Source organism: Pseudoalteromonas ardens, assembly GCF_030125445.1.
GTDB lineage: Bacteria > Pseudomonadota > Gammaproteobacteria > Enterobacterales > Alteromonadaceae > Pseudoalteromonas > Pseudoalteromonas ardens.
Genome location: NZ_JASJUV010000009.1, coordinates 1 through 17,551, shown reverse-complemented (window position 1 = coordinate 17,551; position 17,551 = coordinate 1). Strand labels below are relative to the sequence as shown.

The window sequence follows — 17,551 nt, the reverse complement described above, 5'->3', positions numbered from 1 at the left end:
ACGACCTAAGATGCGTTGTAGCTGTGGATGAGCAGCTCCTGCTCAGGGGGAGCCAGTGTTGCTTGCTGTTGCGAGGCAATCGAAAAATAGCCAAGCAACTCACGCATGGCATTCGCCTGATCCGCCATTTGCCTGGCCGCAGCCATGGTCTCTTCTGTAATGGCTGAGTTTTCCTGAATTAAATCAGTCAGTCGCTGCACCACAATGTCTACCTCTTTGATGGACTGTTGCTGCGTGGTCGTCGACTGATTGATTTTCACTATATTCTGACTGACATCGGCAACGGCCTGCACTATCTGGTGCAGCTTATCGCCCGAGTTATTCGCCAGTTGAGTGCCTTGTTCCACTTTTTCGTTGCTGTTAGCGATGATCTCTTTAATTTGCTTTGCAGACGCGGCACTGCGGCCCGCCAATTCACGCACTTCATTGGCAACCACTGCAAAACCCCGGCCATTTTCGCCAGCGCGGGCTGCCTCCACCGCAGCATTAAGGGCCAGCAAGTTGGTCTGGAATGCCAGCGCGTCGATCACCGATACGATTTCATTGATGTCTTTGCTGGCCCGATTCACTTCTCCTATGGCATCAACTGTGTCCTGCGATAAAGAGCCACCTTCTTTGGCGATGGTCTCTGCATTACTGGCCAACTCCACAGCCGTACCGGATTGTTGTGCAACCTGAGTCAGTTCTTCCAGCATATGACCTGTGCTTGCGCTGGCCTCTTCCAGGTTGGCAGCTTGTTCCTCAGTGCGCTGGCTGATCTCGGTGTTACTGGCGGCTATCTCGCCAGCACTCTGCGTGACCTGGCCGGCCGCATACTGGATCCCTTCAATCACTTCAGTCAACTTGGCAATAGTGGCATTCACGTCACGCTGCAGGGTTTCAAACACACCTTCATAGTGACCGTTGATCTGCTCGTTTAACTGTCCTTTAGCCAGTGCCCCGAGTACCCGGGTGACTTCATTGATGGCATCAGAGACTGTGGTTGTTGAGGTATTCACGTCTTCTTTAAGTTGCAGTAACTGACCCTGCAAGTCGGATTCTATCTGGATGGTAAAATCACCCTGGCTCATGGCTGACATCACGCTGGCCAGTTCTTCAATAACACGGCTGAGGTTATTGACCGAGTGGTTGATATCGCCTTTGAGGGTGTCCAGCTGGCCCCGCATGGGTGAGTTGATGGTGCGATCAAAGCGGCCACGGCTGATTGCCATCATCACAGATGAAATCTCACTGATGGCTTCATCAACACTGCTGACCGACACGTTTATGTGCTCTTTCAAATCACCAAGCTGCCCCTGAGCTGGTGTTGATACTTCCTGTTTAAAGTCCCCTTCGCTGACCGCAGCCATGGTATGGCCAATGTCTTCGATAATGGCGGCAAGGTTTTCGACACTGGAATTCGTGTCTTCTTTGAGCTCTTCCAGTTGACCACGCAGCGGCAATTCGAGACGCTTACTAAAATCGCCCTGGCGCAGTGCGCTCATCATCGCTGCCAGTCCATCTATGGCGCTGGCGACGCTGCTCACGGAATTGTTGACGCTGACTTTGAGTTGCTGCAGGCTACCTTGTGCTTCTACCTGTACTTGTCCCCTAAAGTGGCCTTGCTCCATGTCCGACATCACGGAAACAATTTCCGTCATGGTAGTATTGATTGAATGCATTGAGCTGTTGATGTGCTGCTTCAGGGTTGCCAGGTCGCCACACATGTCTGACTGCAACTGTTTATCAAACTGACCTTCCGACATGGCGTGGATCACCTGGCCGATGTCGCTCAGTGCACTTTGCAGGCTCTGGGCACAATCATTGGTGGCGCGTTTAAGGGTATCCAGCTCGCCTTTACAGGGAGCACTGATCCGGTCATCAAAGCGACCGGCCGCCATGCGGTCCATAACTCGGTTTGTTTCCGAAATAGACAATTGCAGTGCGTCCAGTAGTGAGTTGAATGCTTGTCCACAGCGGCCAATTTCATCTTTGGTGTCAATCTTGGTGCGTAGTGCAAAGTCGCCTTCTTTTTCTACCTGACGCATGGTATTGACCAGCGCATGAACCGGACGGGTCAAGGTTCGGGCAAACCAGAATGCGGCCAGAATGATCATCAGCACACAGGCCGCCAGCACGATAAGCAGCTGAGTACGCAAAGTATTAATGGGGGCGAAGGCCTCGGCCTCATCAATTTCAGCCAGCAAGGCCCAGCGTACATTAAATACGTCTACAGATGTGTATGCTGACAACACAGGATTGCCATTGTAGTCCAGCACCACTTTTTGCCCTTGTTGCCCCTGCATGGCCAGCTTAAATGCTTCGGTATTCACTGTGCCTTTTTCAGGGTGACGGAATGAGGCGGTCACAGAGTGATGAACCGGGTCCAGATAAGAATCTGAGCGCATCAGGCCTTCCGGGCCAACCAGGTAGGTCTCGCCGCTCTCACCCAACCCCTGACGTTCAGTCATGATGGTATTCAGGGCGTCAATGGAGAGTTGAAAGATTAGTGTGGCTGATACCTGACCATCGATGACCAAAGGCGCGGCAACAAAACTGGCCGGGGCATTGTAAGAAGGCAGGTATTGCTCGTAATCAACAAAGGCCATTTCTCCTTCTTTGGTGAGCGCGCGGGCTGCCAGAAATGCCTTGGCAAGGTTACTTTGTGCATAGGGGCCGTACAGTAACGAAGTGGCAAAATCGCTCTCTTTGTAAACCGAATAGATCACATTGCCATTCAGGTTATCGACGATAAAAATATCGTAGAACTCGTAAACATCGGCAATTTTTGTGAAAAATGCGTGGTACTGGCTATGTATTTCATCATACGCATCATCAACACCGCTGCTGGTCAGGTTGACTTTTTCGCCCAGAGGGTGAGGGTTCTCGGCCAGGTAGCGAGTCTGTAAAGTGATCCCCTGAGGTGATAATTCCGAGAGCAATATTGCGGGGGGCGCAGCCTGCTCGTTGAGTGATTTAAATTGGGCCGCAAACTGCTCACGGTAGAAGCGTGTCAGGCTGGTGGGGGTGGCAACTGCATCCTCAACTTCGCCATAGGCGCCCATAAAATCTGTAGCCGCCTGTTGGACATAGGGATTGACAGCCAGCGATACCAGCTTGTCCTGGACGCCATTGAAATGGCGCTCAATGGCGCTTTCTTTAATTTCGCCTACCGCGCCCAGTTGGGCATAGACTTGCCGGCTCATTGCATCGGATGATTGTATCAGCGCCATGGCGATAATGATGGCGGTGGGGATCAGGGCGACCAGTAGAAAGGCCGAGATCAATTTTTGCGTCAGGTTAAGTGACTTAAAAAAGTGGCTGAGATCAGACATGCTCCCTGCTCCTTGTATTCGCTGATATACCCGTGAGGCTGATCGAAAAAACTTAGGATGACGGCCTCGTTAAGCAGTCATCATAGCATGAGCCTGACGACAGAGTATCCTATTCAGTGACACAGTTTAGAACAGTTCTCGACAATATCCAGCAAGCGGTTCGGGACAAATGGGCGTATGTAAGGCCTTGTTGCCAGAAGATAAATGCTCAAATTAGGCATTTAATGAAAAAAAAGCAGCCTTTCGGCTGCTTTATGAATGAAATGACCAGGTATTAGTGTTTCCAGTGATATTTATGTGCTTTCTCTTCCATATAGGCTTCCGTCGCCGGATGCATTGGCGTCTTGGTGCCATTTTCGAAGAACAGCGGCTGGCGCTGCACATTATAGTTGCCGGTTTCATTCATGGTCGCGGCATCATAGATACGACCATTCAGTACTGTATAGGCAACTTTTTCTGATTCACGAATGTCATTCAGGACGTCACCGTCGATGATCACTAAGTCGGCAAGCTTACCTTTTTCAATGGTGCCGATATCATGGTCCATTGCCAGGTATTTCGCACCGTCGATGGTACCACTGCGTAGCGCTTCCCAAGGTGTAAAGCCACCCTGTGCCATTGACCACAGCTCCCAGTGTGCACCCAGACCTTCACGCTGGCCGTGTGCGCCAATGTGCACGGTTACGCCTTTGTCGCGCAATTGCTTGGCAGATTTTGCGGCATTGATGTGGTTGTAGTGGTGCTCAGGCGCTTTTTCACGACGTACAGAGCGTGGATTCAGGATGTAGTCCGGAACAAAGCTTGCCAAACGTTCATTCTTCCACACATCTGTGGTGTCATAGAAATAGTCTTCCCCTTTGATACCGCCGTAGGCGACGTTAAAGGTAGGTGTAAAGCCTGCTTCAGTCTGACTCCACATTTGAGTGACGTCTGAATAAATGTTCGGGATTGGCAGGGCGTGTTCCAGGCCAGTGTGTCCATCAATGATCATATTCATGTTCTGCTGGAATTTAGAACCGCCTTCTGGCACCACCATGATCTCCATCTGCTTTGCAGCTTCCAGTACTTGCTGGCGGGTATCACGACGCGGGTGGTTGTAGCTCTTGACCGTGATCGCACCAGCGTCTTTCAGACGTTTAACGTGGAACTGAGCGTCTTCGAGATTGCTGATAGGGGTTTTATAGCCTGGCGCATTACCGGCATAGAGGATCCGGCCGACCGAGTAAATACGCGGTGCAACAGTCAGGCCGGCACGTTGTAATTCAGCCATAGAGAAGACTTCGTTGGAGTCATTCGATGGATCGTGAATGGTCGTAACACCAAAGCTGACATTAGACAGCTGGTTCCAGTTTTGTTCCGGTTGCAGATTGTAGCTGCCATAGCTGCCGTGAGCGTGCGCATCGACCAGACCCGGGATCACCGTTTTGCCCGTGATGTCCATCACTTTGGCTTTGCTTGGGATCTCGATGTCAGCACGGGTACCCACTGCGATAATGCGATTTTCTTCAATCAGTACCACCCCGTCTTCGATGATCTCTTGCTGTTCATCCGCGTTGCGCATCGTGACGACTTTACCGCCAACGAGGGCCAGGATACCTTCAGGCTTGTCGGCCTTTTTCTCAAAGCTCAGGTCGATGCCTTCGGCAGTTAAAGGTGCAGCCTCGGCTACGGCCCCTTTCAAAAACGCAAAGGTGTCGGTCAGTTTACGCTGGTACAGGGTTGGACCAAAGGCCCAGGTCAGTGCGCTGCTGTCTGCTTTCCAGTTCAGGAAGTCGCCAGAGTATTTAGAGACCTGTTGTACCGGGAATGATTTAGTGCCCTTGTTGATAGACAGGGTTTTACCTGTGCTGGTAAAGGGCGCAACGAAGGTGTTGAAGTTCTCGATGAAAGCAACATAGTTGCCGTCCGGAGAGACGCGATAATCAAAAATGTAGTCGCCTTTGAAGTGTGAACGCTCTTTTTCACCGCTGAGGTCGACTGATTTCAGTTCGCGATGGGTTTCATCACTCATCACACTGAAATAGATGCGGTCTTTTTCTGCACCGAAGTGTGGGTTGTCACCACGCTTAATGATGCGCTTGGCTTCACCACCTTTGGTGCTGGTCAGGTAAATACCCGGTTCCATTGACCAATCTCCGCTGAGCAGGTAGCCCCCGGTCACTTTGCGATACAGTACGTGTTTACCGTCTGGCGAGAAACTTGGGTTAATGTAGTGACCTGGATCCTGAGTGATCACCCGGCCTTTACCGCCACTGGCTGACACAATACGTACGGCGCCTAAGTCCTGATCGTCCCAGCTGGTGTATACGATGTACTTACCATCGCGTGAGAAGCTTGGATAGAATTCAAAATGATCGTTCTGTTTGGTAACGCGACGTACCTTACCTGAAGCGATGTCTTTGGTGTACAGGTGGCCCAGCGCCTGGAACAGCGCGGTTTTACCGTCTGGTGAAATTTGTGACCAACGTGCCAGCTTGACCTTGAATGCATCCGGTGCCACATCAACGGCAAATTTCAGTGCCGGGGTAATCTCTTTTTCAGCAACCACTCGGGTCGGGATCACATTGGCTTGTTTGCTTGCAATATCCACTTTATGGAAGACGCCAGCGGCCCAGAAAACCAGTGCTTTGCCATCTGGCGTGTAAGCGAATGCCGGGGTGTTACCCTGAGCACCATTGGCTTCTTGCAGGTCACGATCCAGTCCTGAGAAGATCTCTGTTTCGATACCTGATTTCAGGTCTTTGATATACAAGGCGCTTTGCATCACCTCGCCATTCTCAATACGTTTCACGAACGCCAGAGATTTACCATCTGGGCTTGGTGTTGGACGAATTGCACCGCCGGAGCCACGGATCACGGTTTCTTCTTCACCGGTGGCCAGATCCCAGGAGCGGATCTCGAACACGGAGCCCAGAGCATTTTTGTTATATTGCCAGGTTACGCCAGGTGTGGCATCAAGGGAGTAATAGAGCTTCTTGCCATCGGTTGAGAAAGCGGGCTCGGCGATATTCTTTTGTGATTTTGCGCCATGCAAACGATCTCGTACGATAACGCCTTTACCGCCTGAAATGTGGTACATGCGGATCGAACCGCCCGGGATCGTACGACCGGTCACCTGGCCTTGTTTGACAGCAATGTACTGACCGTCAGGCGACCAGGCTGGGTTATGCAGCAAATTATGAGACTCATCAGAGACTTTACGCATGTTGTCGCCGTTGACGTCCATCACCCACAGGTTTTCAGCGCCCTCGCGGTCCGAAATAAAGGCGATTTTGCTGCCGTCCGGAGAGAACTTAGGCTGGAAGTTCCAGGCTCTGTCGCTGGTAATGGCCGTTGCTTTACCGCCATTAATAGGCATGACATAAATGTCACCTAGCATATCAAAGATAATGGATTTACCATCGGGGCTGACGTCCAGGTTACTCCAGGTGGTTTCATTGGTGTCTATGGTAATGGTTTGCTTGTCACCCGGTGGATTAAGCACATTCCACTCTTTACTGCTCGCCGCTTGTGCCTGATCTGTGGTGGCCGCCACGCTGGGCGTACTAAGGCCAATCATGGCCGCACCGATGGCAATGGCCAGCGATGATTTATGTAGTGTCATTTAAAAATTTCCTTCAGATTTCTTGTTATCTGGGCAGTTAGCTGCCCTGTGTCAGTTAGGATGACTAAATTTTCCAATAAAGTCGACATTGCGGCGATAAAAGTACCGCTTTGTGCGTTTGGCTTTCGGCGCTTCACCTCAGCTGAGCGTTTGATGCCGAACGTACTGTAAATAGGCTTCCAGGCTCTGTTGCCATAAGACCATGGCATCGGCCAGTTCCTCGTCACAGCGCTTTTTATCCAGCAGCCTGCGTTCAATTTTCTTGAGTGTCAGCCCATAGCGATTAAAACCCAGTTGCAGTGCTGTGCTGGCCTGACGGTGCAGGAGTTTAATGCATTGTTGATCGTCCTCATCCAGTAATTGCTGAATGTGGCGCAGTTTCGTGCGGGCGGACAAAACAAATTCATTGTAAATGGAAGACACTTCGTCTTCACTGAAGCCGCTCAGGGAGCCCACCGCACTTTCGTCGTACAGGGTGTCGCTGAGCTCGACGCTGATGTCAGGGGTTTGCGCCTTTTGCGAGTTGCTAATGGCCTGACGCAGTTTATCTTGTTTAATCGGTTTGCCCACAACGTCACGGATCCCCAGTGCCAGGTACTCTTTAACCTCCTCGGGGCTCAGGCTGGCGGTAAAGGCTAAAAATGGGGTGCGGCGATTTTTATGCTCAATGTTCTTAAGCCGTTTGAGCACCTCCTGACCCGTTAAGTCTGGCAAGTTCATATCCAGCAGAACAACATCAAAGGCATGCTCCGTAAGTTGTTCTATGGCACTTTGGCCATCGTTGGCCAGCTTAATTCGGTGCTCATCAATGGCCATAAATTCGATGGCTATTTTGCGGTTCAGGTCGAGATCTTCCACCAAGAGAACATCCAGGCCGGTCGCATAGTCGACATTGTGATGACGCTTTTCAACCAGACTGAGCTCGCCGACGGTTAAGGTGAGATCAAAGCTGAAAGAACTGCCCTTATCCAGTTCACTGATGATCTCGAGCTGACTGCCCATTTTATCCAGCAGGCGTGCTGTGATAGCTAATCCAAGTCCGGTGCCGCCTTTGGTTTTACCGGCGCTGCTCTGGACATAGGGCTCGGTCAGTTTTTCGATGTCCTCTTCTTCAATGCCTGGACCGGTGTCTATCACGCTGAAACGTACCCGGTGTTCCATATTGCCCTCTTTGATCAGCTCGACACAGATCTTTACCTCGCCTTGATCGGTAAATTTAATGGCGTTGCCAACCAGGTTCAGCAGGATCTGACGCAGCTTTTGCTGGTCACAGTAGTAGCAAACCTGCTCGGGCATGTCGTACACCAGGGTAAAGGTCAGCCCGCGTTGCTCAGCCATGGGTGTCATCAGCAGGCATAGGTTGTTCAGCCAGCTCTTGAATTCAATGTCCTCGGCGGCCAGCACTTCGTCACTTTGTTCCAGACTGGCATAGTCGAGCACTTTATCGATCAGCAGGTTGAGTGATTCTGCGGAGTTAATAATGGCTTCGCAATAGGCTTTGCTGGCCTGATCCCCAATGCGGTTCAGTACCAGTTGCGCACTGCCCAGTATGCCGTTGAGTGGGGTACGGATCTCATGGCTAACGGTGGACAAAAACAGACCCCGGATCTCAAGGTCCTGCTGTGCTTTTTCGGTCAACCGGTTGAGGTTATGCTCGCGTCGCTCATTACATAAAATGGCCATGCCTGTGGCATAGAAAATGGGTGCCAATACACCGTTGAAAAAGAGTGTAATGGTGAACCAGGGACTGTCCAGCAGGTTGCCATGGTGGATTTCCCCCATGAGTAAGGTGCGCCCGGTAAACACACACAAAATAAAGCTCAGCACGATGAGGTAAACAATACTGCCGTTGGGATACAGAGGATGGGCATGGCGGATAAAATAGTACAGCAACAACAGGGCTTCGGCGATATGCTGAAGATCGGAGATGAGAATACGCTGTCTGAGGCCCGGTGCTACTGCACTGAAATAGACCAGGGCACAGAATAAAACCCCTGTGACTATCAGATAGAACTGAAAGGCTTTGTCGCGGACCCCGAGAAACTGGCTGATCGCCCAGCAATGCAGCACGGATGCTGCAAATAACAAGCCGTTTGCAATGCCTATGGTCTGCCACTGCTGGAAGTGGCTGTGCAGCGCAAAGCCGATAATGCCGGCAAACAGTACCATAGGGTAAAAAATGTATAACACAGTGCCGGGGGTGTCTTTATTGGCCCGCCATGTTAGATAATTTAGAAGGGTCATCATCGCCGTCATGACGACGCTGGTGACATACAGAGTTTTGGGATCCAGCATGGTGTGCCCTAGCAATCAATCGACTGTGCTAGCATAAAAGGAAGTGTGATGTCAGTAAAGCGGTAGACAGTGCCGGGGTTAACCCGACACTGTTACAGTAGAGAAGGCGGTTAGCGGATCTCGTCCGGGATATTTTGTTGCGCCCAGGACAATAATTCAATTCGATTCCGGCATTTCGTTTTTCTGAATGCACTATACAAATGCGTCTTCACCGTATGTGGGCTGATGTTCAGATCTTCGGCAATCTCTTTGTTCTTTGACCCTTTACTCATCAGGGTAATAATGGCTTTTTCACGTTTTGTGAGTTTAACCGGCTCAATATCCCCTTCAGTCAGTTTGTGTAGCGCATCTTTATTAAACTGCAACATACGGTTTAATGCATTACACATAATTTCGCGACGATACCAGAGCTGATCTTCCATCAGCAGGCGAATACCTTTCATCAGGACATCCGCATTATCTGTGGTGTAGAAGACACCACGGATACCGCTGAGCAATGCGCGATTGGCCAGCTCAGGGTTCTCATCCAGGTTAAAAAGGACAATGTCACAACTGACTTTCAGGTTGACCAGCTGTTCTTTCAATTGACCCCAGGCGTCGTTGACGGCTGTTTCGATGAAGAGCAAACGAGTGTTCTCTGGTACATCTGAAATATCGGTCCCAGTGATTACGTCCAACCCCTGAGTTTTCAGCAATGGTTGTAATACATTGACGCCTATGGTGTTAATAGGCTCTTTGTCTAGCAATAAAAATGCAGTACTGCTCATGTGGAAAACACTCTCATTCTGTCTGATTACGCAATGCTATCACGTGATTCAGGCCTTTTGTATTAGAAATCTCATCAATAAATAGATTGTTCTGCTATATATTGTGGCATTTCTGATCTTGTTGTCGAATTAAAGCCTTAGTGAAATAACTAAGGCTATGAAATTTATAATTTTAATTTTTTAATTGCTAATATGTTAGTAAATTACATTCATTAACAAAGAATAATTTAGCCTAGTACTTTTTTCTTATCCTGGTATGGGGGCCAGCCCATTTCTTTCCCGGCAAGCACGTGTAAATGAATGTGGTAAACGGTCTGACCGCCATCGTTGTTGCAATTCATGACTGCGCGATATCCGTTTTCTGCAAAACCATGCTCTTTAGCAAGTTTAGCTGCTACCAGATATAAGTGCCCAACCAGGTGTGCATTTTCTTCATTAATGTCATTCATGGTGGCGATGGGGGTTTTTGGGATCACCAGTACATGAAAGGGCGCTTGTGGGTTAATGTCCTTAAATGCCAGGGCCAGATCATCTTCAAACAGGATATCGGCGGGAATTTCCCGATTAATTATCTTGGTAAAAATTGTTTCTTGGCTCATTATTTTTCCTTGTAGACGATAGTTTAGCTGATCAGCATAGCGTGCAAAGAGTAAGATACAAGCGAAAAATGTTGTTCAGAGTTTGGTCACCTGAAAACCGAATACCCATACCAGTGGAACGGGTATGTTGGCCTCAACTGAGCGCTTGAATTCTTTGTGGCTATTTTGGGTTCAAAGCTAAGTGTCAGCCACATTAACAACAAAATAAAGAGGAATTATGAAGAAAAAACGCATTTTTTACTTTCTGCTACTCAGCCTGCTGAGTGGTCGAGCAGTGGCAGCGCAATTATCTTTTCCGGAAGAGCTATTACCACTTCAGGTGGGGCAACAGGAAATTGAGCATTCCTTCTTTAATAAAGTGCGGGATCTGACGCTCGCCGCGGGCACGCACCAGGTGAAGGTCAAGTATACGGACTTGTACGAGATTGGGTATGACGATCATGAAGTGATTGAATCAAAGCCATTTTGGGTGAGTGTTGAGGTCGCGGCTCAGGGCGGCTATCAGGTTGGGTTTGATCGGGCCGACACACTAAAAGCAGCTAAGCAGTTTGCAAAGCAGCCCAGACTCTGGTTGAAGGCCCCTGATGGTACCCGTACACCGATAAAGGCGCTTGCACATCAACTTCGGGTGCGGGCCGTACCACCCACTGAACCTATGCCAGAGGCGCCACCAGTGAAACCGCAATTCTCAGACTCCTTGCCGGTAGAGCCGCCCGTGGCCCCTCAGGCTGGAAAGCCTGATGCTGCAGCAATGCTGGACTTTTGGTGGCAACAGGCCAGCCCGGCGCAGCGTGCGGCGTTTTTAGAAAAAGTACAGCCCCGATGAGGCTGCACTTTTACTGGTTGCGATACCAATCTTGGTATGAATTAGTTCGCAAAGATAGCATCGATGGTGCCCTGGGCTAATGGGTGGTAACCCGGGCGGGCTTTCTGATACACCTGATAGGCCCAGTCACGCTTACCATTGGCAACGAGTGACTTGTATAGACGAACAATCAGCTTGCGACGGCCAATACCGCTGAGGTGCTTGTCGAGCGCCGGGTAGATGGCCTCATAGCCGTTGCCAACAGCCAGCATGAACCAGGCAAATGCCAATTCTGCGTTGGTTGAGTCTGTTAACCCAAACGCCTGGTCCAGCGCGACCATTTTATCCTCGGCCAGATCGCGTGGCAGATTATTGATAAAGTGCAGCCACTCATGCACTGTCCAGCTCGCGGTGGGTATGCTGTCTAATGTACGGTTGCCCGCCAACCAGGCAGCAGTAGCAGCATCGACTTTGTCAAACGCATCAGAAGTGGGGTTAGGTGCATCTGCGGGTAGGCCTGGCGCGTGGATCCACTCATTGACCTTATCCATGCTGACAATGCCTGGGTGTTTGTTGATGAGGTGTTTCTCTATATATTGAACAAACTCGGCTGTGGTCAGCGATTTGAACGCATACGCATCAAAATACCCTTTCACAAAGGCATCGAACACTTTACGGCCAAACTTTTCTTCTAAATAGATAAGGAAGAGCTGCCCTTTGGTGTACGGAATAGAGCTGAATGCGTCGTCCGGATCGCGACCATTGAGGCGCAGATTTAGGCGAGTGTCAGGTGCCGATAATTCTTTAACGACAGCGCGCAACCGGGCGGAATCCAATGCCTGCTCCATGACGGCACGCTCGCGACCAAAGACTTCTTCCATAATGCGGTTTTCGACATAAGAGGTAAAACCCTCATTCAGCCATAAATCTTCCCAGGTGGCGTTAGTAACCAGGTTGCCTGACCAGGAGTGCGCCAATTCATGGGCGATGAGATTAACCAGGCTTTTATCACCAGCGACGACGGTCGGGGTAATAAAGGATAAACGTGGGTTTTCCATGCCACCAAACGGAAAACTGGGTGGAAGCATCAATAAGTCATAGCGCCCCCAGGCATATTCCCCATACATGACGTTGGTTTTGTCGATCATGGCCTGGGTATCGTTAAATTCAGCGACGGATGCATAGAGGATCTGCGGCTCGGCGAAGATAGCGGTTTGGTGCGACATCTCTTTGTATTCAAGGTTACCAGCGCCAATCGCTATCAGATAAGGTGGAATGGCTTGTGGCATATCAAACCAATAGTCACCGTCTTTAATTAACGCACCGCTGTTGTCGGCACTCATAACCGCACGAACGTCTTCAGGGGTGTTAACACGGGCAGAATAGGTAACGCGCATCGCCGGTGTATCCTGGACGGGGATCCAGCTACGTGCATGAATAGCCTGAGACTGGCTGTACATAAAAGGGTGGGACTTGCTGGCGGTTTGCTCTGGTGTCAGCCACTGTAAACCGGATGCCTGCGGTAGGCTGTTATAGTAAATACGGGCTTTTTTTGCTTGCTGTTTGAAGCGAATGGTCAGCTTAGATCCTTTCACATCATCGCGCTTCGCAAGCGTGAAAGAGGCTGGGTACCATTTGCCGTTGCTGCCCTGATACATCACTTTATCAATTTCAAGGTCACGCGTGTCCAGCACCAGGGTTCTGGCTTGCTTGTTTTGCCATGCCAGTGTGTGTTCAACAAAACCTTCCAGTTGTTTGTCAGTAAAATCGACATCCAGATCGAGGTGAAGGTGTGTACTGACTACGTCGTTGAGGTTGGCATAAGTATGCTGATCAACCGTCTGAGCGCTCAGTGCTGTATGTGACAGGCCTGCTAAGGCAAGGCCAAAGGTTAGGGCAGAAAGTTTCATTATTATCCTTGCTCATGATGTGAGTAGAGCCGTTGTTATACCACTTAAGTGCCAAAATGACACCTTGATGCGTCGGAGCTTCGGATAGGCTACACTAGCGGCAATTTTGCATTTGTTACTGAGGTCGGGCGTGCCGTCTTTGCAGTCATTACACACATTTTCATTACCGGCATCTTGCCGCACATTGCTGCGTATCACCAATCCGGCGCAGCTTTACGACCATGATTTTAGTGCACCGTTTTATATTTTGGGTGAGGGCAGCAACAGCGTGTTTCTTGCTGATTATGAAGGCACCGTGATCCAGATGGCAAATTTGGGTGTGGAGATTGTCGAGCAGGCTGAACACTATGTTGTGCGTGCGGCCGCTGGCGAATCCTGGCATGCACTGGTGATGCATTTACTGGCACGCAATATTGGTGGACTGGAGAACTTAGCGCTGATCCCGGGTACCGTGGGAGCAGCACCGATCCAGAATATTGGTGCTTATGGGGTGGAACTGGCTGATATATTATATCAGGTACGCGGATTTGATATTGCCAGTCGGACTTTAAAAACACTGGATAAAGCAGCATGTCAGCTTGGCTATCGTGACTCTGTCTTTAAACACGCCCTGAAAGATCGTTTTATAGTCACCGAAGTGACTTTGCATTTACCCAAGCCATGGCAACCTGTGTTGCACTATGGGCCGTTACAAGCATTACGCAATGAGACGGTGACGCCTGAGATAGTGGCAAAGCAAGTGATGGCAATTCGGCGCAGTAAATTGCCCGACCCGCAGGCGCTGGCAAACGCCGGGAGCTTTTTTAAAAACCCGGTGGTCGACAAAACGCAAGCTCAGACCCTGGCGCAGAGCTACCCTGACTTACCACTTTATCCGGTAGATGCAAAGCAATGCAAACTGGCCGCTGGCTGGCTGATTGAACACGCCGGGTTAAAAGGCTATCAACAGGGCGGCGTTCGGGTCTTTGAGCGCCAGGCATTGGTACTGGTTAATGATGGGCATAGCGAAGGTGAGGATCTCAGAGCGGTGATCGGCCATATTCAACAGACGATATTCAACAAGTTTGGCATTGTGTTGGAGCATGAAGTCAGGCTGATAGGCCCACAGGGTGAAATTACAATACAGGAAGCGCACTATGGTTAAAGCACCAGATGGCAACAAACTGGCCATTTTACATGCCCTGAAGTGCGGTGAGTTTGTCTCCGGACAGGCACTGGGTGAGCAGCTGGGGATCAGCCGCGCGGCGGTGTCTAAGCATATTAAGTCTCTGCAGCAAATGGGCATTGATATCTTCAAGGTGACGGGTAAAGGCTATCGGCTCAATAACAGCCTGCCTTTATTAGAGGAAGCCGAGATCCGTCAGAGCTGGGAACAGCTCAGCGACACCCCATGCCAGATAGAAGTGCATTCAATTATTGACTCAACCAATAGCGAGCTGATGCGCCGTATCCAGGCCAATCAGCCAATTCCACGTGGCCAAGTGCTGGTTGCGGAAATGCAGCAGGCAGGGCGCGGCAGACGAGGGCGTCAATGGCAGTCTCCATTTGGTGCGAACCTCTATTATAGTTGCTATTGGCAGCTGGAAGAGGGCATGCAGGCCGCTATGGGGTTGTCGATAGCCGTCGGTCTGGCGGTACATGATGCGCTCAAAGCGTTATTCGATCTGGATGTACAATTGAAGTGGCCGAATGATGTCTATCTGAATGAACAGAAATTGGCGGGCATTTTGGTCGAGCTAGACGGTCAGGTTGAAGGCCCCTGTCATCTGGTGATTGGTATTGGTCTCAATGTGGCGATGCCAGAGAGTGCTGCCGGGGCGATAGATCAGGCCTGGACCGATCTGAGCCAGCACGTCAGTGCGGTGAATAAGAACCAGTTGGTGGCTGTGCTGACATTGTGTTTGCAAAAGCGCCTGGAGGTTTATCAGCGTCATGGGCTGAGTGTAATGAGCGAGCAGTGGAATGGGTTGAACGTATATCGCCAGCAGGCAGTGACGTTGACCACCGGACAGAAACAATGGCGGGGTATTTGTGAGGGCATCGATCAGCAAGGTGGGCTGGTGTTGCGTCAGGATGGCGAGCTGAAGACCTATTATGGAGGAGAAATTTCAGTGCGTAAGGAGCCGTCATGAAGCTGTTAGTTGATGTGGGTAACACGGCACTGAAAACTGCGACCCTGACAGGTGAGACGATTGCCGTGGTAAATGAGGCGGATATTCCCTGGTCAGAAATAGAAGAAGTGCTGATCGCTCAGGTTGGTAAAGGCGAGCTGGTGGCGCCGTTGATTGCACGTGCGCAGCAACGGGCGATCCCGTATTACCATGCAGCTGTGAGCGCGACATTGGGTAAACTGCAATGCGCCTATCCGCAATTTGAAAATCTGGGTATAGATAGATGGCTGACCGTGGTGGCTTGCTATCACCTTTATCCACAACAAAGCTGCGTGATACTGGATTGCGGGACCGCCAGTAAAATTGATGTGCTAAATAGTGAAGGACAACACCTCGGTGGTTGGATTTTACCGGGCCTGGATATGATGCTCAGTAGTTTGGTTGCAAACACTCAGAAAGTATTCAGTGATGATACCAGTTTATTTTTGCCGGAGCTTGGCACTAATACACCGAATGCGGTAAAAAATGGGGCCTTGGTTGCAACGCTCGGCGCTTTGGAGTTTTACCTGAGCAAGGCGAATGAGGATTTTGTGATTGTATGCGCCGGTGGATACGGCGAATTAATGCAACAACACTTGACCCGTCCCAGTACATATAACGATATTTTGGTCCTGCAAGGTCTGATGTACTGGCGTAAATATCAGCAGTTTGCATAATAATTTGCCTGCAATACAGGTTTTTGCTGTAAATGTGACCATTTAAACAATTATCTGTGATTTTTTTTGATTTGGGTGTTGCATAGTCCCGGCCATTCCTCTAATATCTCGCCCCGTACTAAAGCAGTGCCGACTTAGCTCAGTTGGTAGAGCAACTGACTTGTAATCAGTAGGTCATCCGTTCGACTCGGATAGTCGGCACCAGTTTTTAAATAGCAACGCTTTAGACAAGAATTTTTTGACGTGGAGGGGTTCCCGAGCGGCCAAAGGGATCAGACTGTAAATCTGACGGCACTGCCTTCGCTGGTTCGAATCCAGCCCCCTCCACCACTTTATTCTTGACGGTTAGAGGTAGTTAAGAACAGGTTCCTAAAGCGGGCATCGTATAATGGCTATTACCTCAGCCTTCCAAGCTGATGATGCGGGTTCGATTCCCGCTGCCCGCTCCAGTTTTCTGGTGTGCTGATATAGCTCAGTTGGTAGAGCGCACCCTTGGTAAGGGTGAGGTCGGCAGTTCAAATCTGCCTATCAGCACCAGTCTTCGGATCTTCCTAAATACTTCCTTTGATTTGTCATAAAAACATTTATAATTGTACTGAATAATTCTAATCTGCCGCCGCTGTGGCGTGTGGATTATTTTTATATGTAATCTAGATACACAAAACTTATAGGTTCCGTCATGGCAAAAGAAAAGTTTGAACGTTCGAAACCGCACGTTAACGTTGGTACTATCGGCCACGTTGACCACGGTAAAACTACCCTAACTGCAGCAATCACTAACGTACTTGCAAAAGTATACGGTGGTGAAGCGAAAGACTTCGCATCAATCGATAACGCTCCAGAAGAGCGTGAGCGTGGTATCACAATCTCAACTTCACACGTTGAGTATGACACTCCAACTCGCCACTACGCGCACGTTGACTGTCCTGGACACGCTGACTACGTTAAAAACATGATCACTGGTGCTGCTCAGATGGACGGCGCGATCCTGGTAGTTGCTGCAACTGACGGTCCTATGCCTCAAACACGTGAGCACATCCTACTTTCTCGTCAGGTTGGTGTACCTTACATCATCGTATTCATGAACAAATGTGACATGGTTGACGACGAAGAGCTACTAGAGCTAGTAGAGATGGAAGTTCGTGAACTTCTTTCTGAGTACGACTTCCCAGGTGATGACCTGCCTCTAATCCAGGGTTCAGCTCTTAAAGCGCTAGAAGGCGAGAAAGAGTGGGAAGACAAGATCGTTGAGCTTGCAGAAGCACTAGATTCTTACATCCCAGAGCCAGAGCGTGACATCGATAAGCCGTTCATCATGCCTATCGAAGACGTATTCTCAATCCAGGGTCGTGGTACTGTTGTAACTGGCCGTGTTGAAGCTGGTATCATCAACGTGAACGACGAAGTTGAAATCGTAGGTATCAAAGAAA

Annotated in this window: 11 protein-coding genes and 4 tRNA genes; 9 read left to right on the top strand and 6 right to left on the bottom strand. The window is 49.9% G+C overall.

The features are described from left to right. Nucleotides 1–5: 5 nt before the first annotated feature. The 5 genes from QNM19_RS20980 to QNM19_RS20960 form a co-directional block, all read right to left on the bottom strand. Entirely contained in the window at nucleotides 6–3,314 is a 3,309-nt protein-coding gene (locus tag QNM19_RS20980) for a methyl-accepting chemotaxis protein (RefSeq protein ID WP_049864260.1), read from the bottom strand. A gap of 274 nt (nucleotides 3,315–3,588) precedes the next feature. After that, nucleotides 3,589–6,918 (bottom strand): amidohydrolase family protein, encoded by a 3,330-nt coding sequence (locus QNM19_RS20975; RefSeq protein ID WP_049864261.1) that lies wholly within the window; start codon nucleotides 6,916–6,918, stop codon nucleotides 3,589–3,591. A 138-nt stretch (nucleotides 6,919–7,056) separates the two neighbouring features. Next, nucleotides 7,057–9,213, bottom strand: a complete 2,157-nt coding sequence (locus QNM19_RS20970) for an ATP-binding protein (protein ID WP_049864262.1) — start codon at nucleotides 9,211–9,213, stop codon at nucleotides 7,057–7,059. 110 nt (nucleotides 9,214–9,323) lie between these two features. Further along, nucleotides 9,324–9,980 carry a helix-turn-helix transcriptional regulator gene (locus tag QNM19_RS20965; RefSeq protein WP_010385031.1) on the bottom strand — a complete coding sequence of 219 codons (657 nt, stop codon included), beginning with the start codon at nucleotides 9,978–9,980 and terminating at the stop codon, nucleotides 9,324–9,326. 227 nt (nucleotides 9,981–10,207) lie between these two features. Further along, a complete protein-coding gene (locus tag QNM19_RS20960; RefSeq protein WP_010385032.1) occupies nucleotides 10,208–10,579 on the bottom strand; it encodes a histidine triad nucleotide-binding protein in 372 nt (123 codons plus the stop codon). 217 nt (nucleotides 10,580–10,796) lie between these two features. On the opposite strand from QNM19_RS20960, the gene QNM19_RS20955 reads away from it, so the two are divergent. After that, nucleotides 10,797–11,405, top strand: coding sequence for a DUF2057 domain-containing protein (locus QNM19_RS20955; protein WP_049864263.1), 609 nt, complete (start codon nucleotides 10,797–10,799; stop codon nucleotides 11,403–11,405). A gap of 41 nt (nucleotides 11,406–11,446) precedes the next feature. Here the strand turns inward: QNM19_RS20955 and QNM19_RS20950 are convergent, their stop codons facing one another. After that, the gene (locus QNM19_RS20950; protein WP_049864264.1) at nucleotides 11,447–13,294 is read right to left on the bottom strand and encodes a M1 family metallopeptidase; all 1,848 of its coding nucleotides are present in this window, start codon (nucleotides 13,292–13,294) and stop codon (nucleotides 11,447–11,449) included. 130 nt (nucleotides 13,295–13,424) lie between these two features. Between QNM19_RS20950 and murB the strand changes: the two genes are divergently transcribed. From murB to QNM19_RS20910, 8 genes are all read left to right on the top strand, one after another. Further along, nucleotides 13,425–14,438, top strand: a complete 1,014-nt coding sequence (gene murB / locus QNM19_RS20945; RefSeq protein WP_049864265.1) for a UDP-N-acetylmuramate dehydrogenase — start codon at nucleotides 13,425–13,427, stop codon at nucleotides 14,436–14,438. After that, entirely contained in the window at nucleotides 14,431–15,426 is a 996-nt protein-coding gene (gene birA, locus QNM19_RS20940) for a bifunctional biotin--[acetyl-CoA-carboxylase] ligase/biotin operon repressor BirA (RefSeq protein ID WP_049864266.1), read from the top strand. The genes murB and birA overlap by 8 nt, the downstream gene beginning before the upstream one ends. Then, the gene (locus QNM19_RS20935; protein ID WP_284027171.1) at nucleotides 15,423–16,121 is read left to right on the top strand and encodes a type III pantothenate kinase; all 699 of its coding nucleotides are present in this window, start codon (nucleotides 15,423–15,425) and stop codon (nucleotides 16,119–16,121) included. The genes birA and QNM19_RS20935 overlap by 4 nt, the downstream gene beginning before the upstream one ends. A 128-nt stretch (nucleotides 16,122–16,249) precedes the next feature. Then, a tRNA-Thr gene (locus QNM19_RS20930) sits at nucleotides 16,250–16,325 on the top strand. A gap of 41 nt (nucleotides 16,326–16,366) precedes the next feature. After that, nucleotides 16,367–16,451: transfer RNA gene (locus QNM19_RS20925), tRNA-Tyr, on the top strand. A gap of 44 nt (nucleotides 16,452–16,495) precedes the next feature. Beyond that, nucleotides 16,496–16,570, top strand: a tRNA-Gly gene (locus QNM19_RS20920). A 12-nt stretch (nucleotides 16,571–16,582) separates the two neighbouring features. Continuing rightward, a tRNA-Thr gene (locus QNM19_RS20915) sits at nucleotides 16,583–16,658 on the top strand. Nucleotides 16,659–16,800: 142 nt separating this feature from the next. Further along, on the top strand, nucleotides 16,801–17,551 hold a 751-nt coding region (locus tag QNM19_RS20910; protein ID WP_284027170.1), incomplete at its 3' end, for an elongation factor Tu.

What these genes read in the sequence shown, in the direction of transcription:
- QNM19_RS20980 (WP_049864260.1), bottom strand. Translation starts at nt 3,314, where the DNA reads ATGTCTGATCTCAGCCACTTTTTTAAGTCACTTAACCTGACGCAAAAA.
- QNM19_RS20975 (WP_049864261.1), bottom strand. Translation starts at nt 6,918, where the DNA reads ATGACACTACATAAATCATCGCTGGCCATTGCCATCGGTGCGGCCATG.
- QNM19_RS20970 (WP_049864262.1), bottom strand. Translation starts at nt 9,213, where the DNA reads ATGCTGGATCCCAAAACTCTGTATGTCACCAGCGTCGTCATGACGGCG.
- QNM19_RS20965 (WP_010385031.1), bottom strand. Translation starts at nt 9,980, where the DNA reads ATGAGCAGTACTGCATTTTTATTGCTAGACAAAGAGCCTATTAACACC.
- QNM19_RS20960 (WP_010385032.1), bottom strand. Translation starts at nt 10,579, where the DNA reads ATGAGCCAAGAAACAATTTTTACCAAGATAATTAATCGGGAAATTCCC.
- QNM19_RS20955 (WP_049864263.1), top strand. Translation starts at nt 10,797, where the DNA reads ATGAAGAAAAAACGCATTTTTTACTTTCTGCTACTCAGCCTGCTGAGT.
- QNM19_RS20950 (WP_049864264.1), bottom strand. Translation starts at nt 13,294, where the DNA reads ATGAAACTTTCTGCCCTAACCTTTGGCCTTGCCTTAGCAGGCCTGTCA.
- birA (WP_049864266.1), top strand. Translation starts at nt 14,431, where the DNA reads ATGGTTAAAGCACCAGATGGCAACAAACTGGCCATTTTACATGCCCTG.
- QNM19_RS20935 (WP_284027171.1), top strand. Translation starts at nt 15,423, where the DNA reads ATGAAGCTGTTAGTTGATGTGGGTAACACGGCACTGAAAACTGCGACC.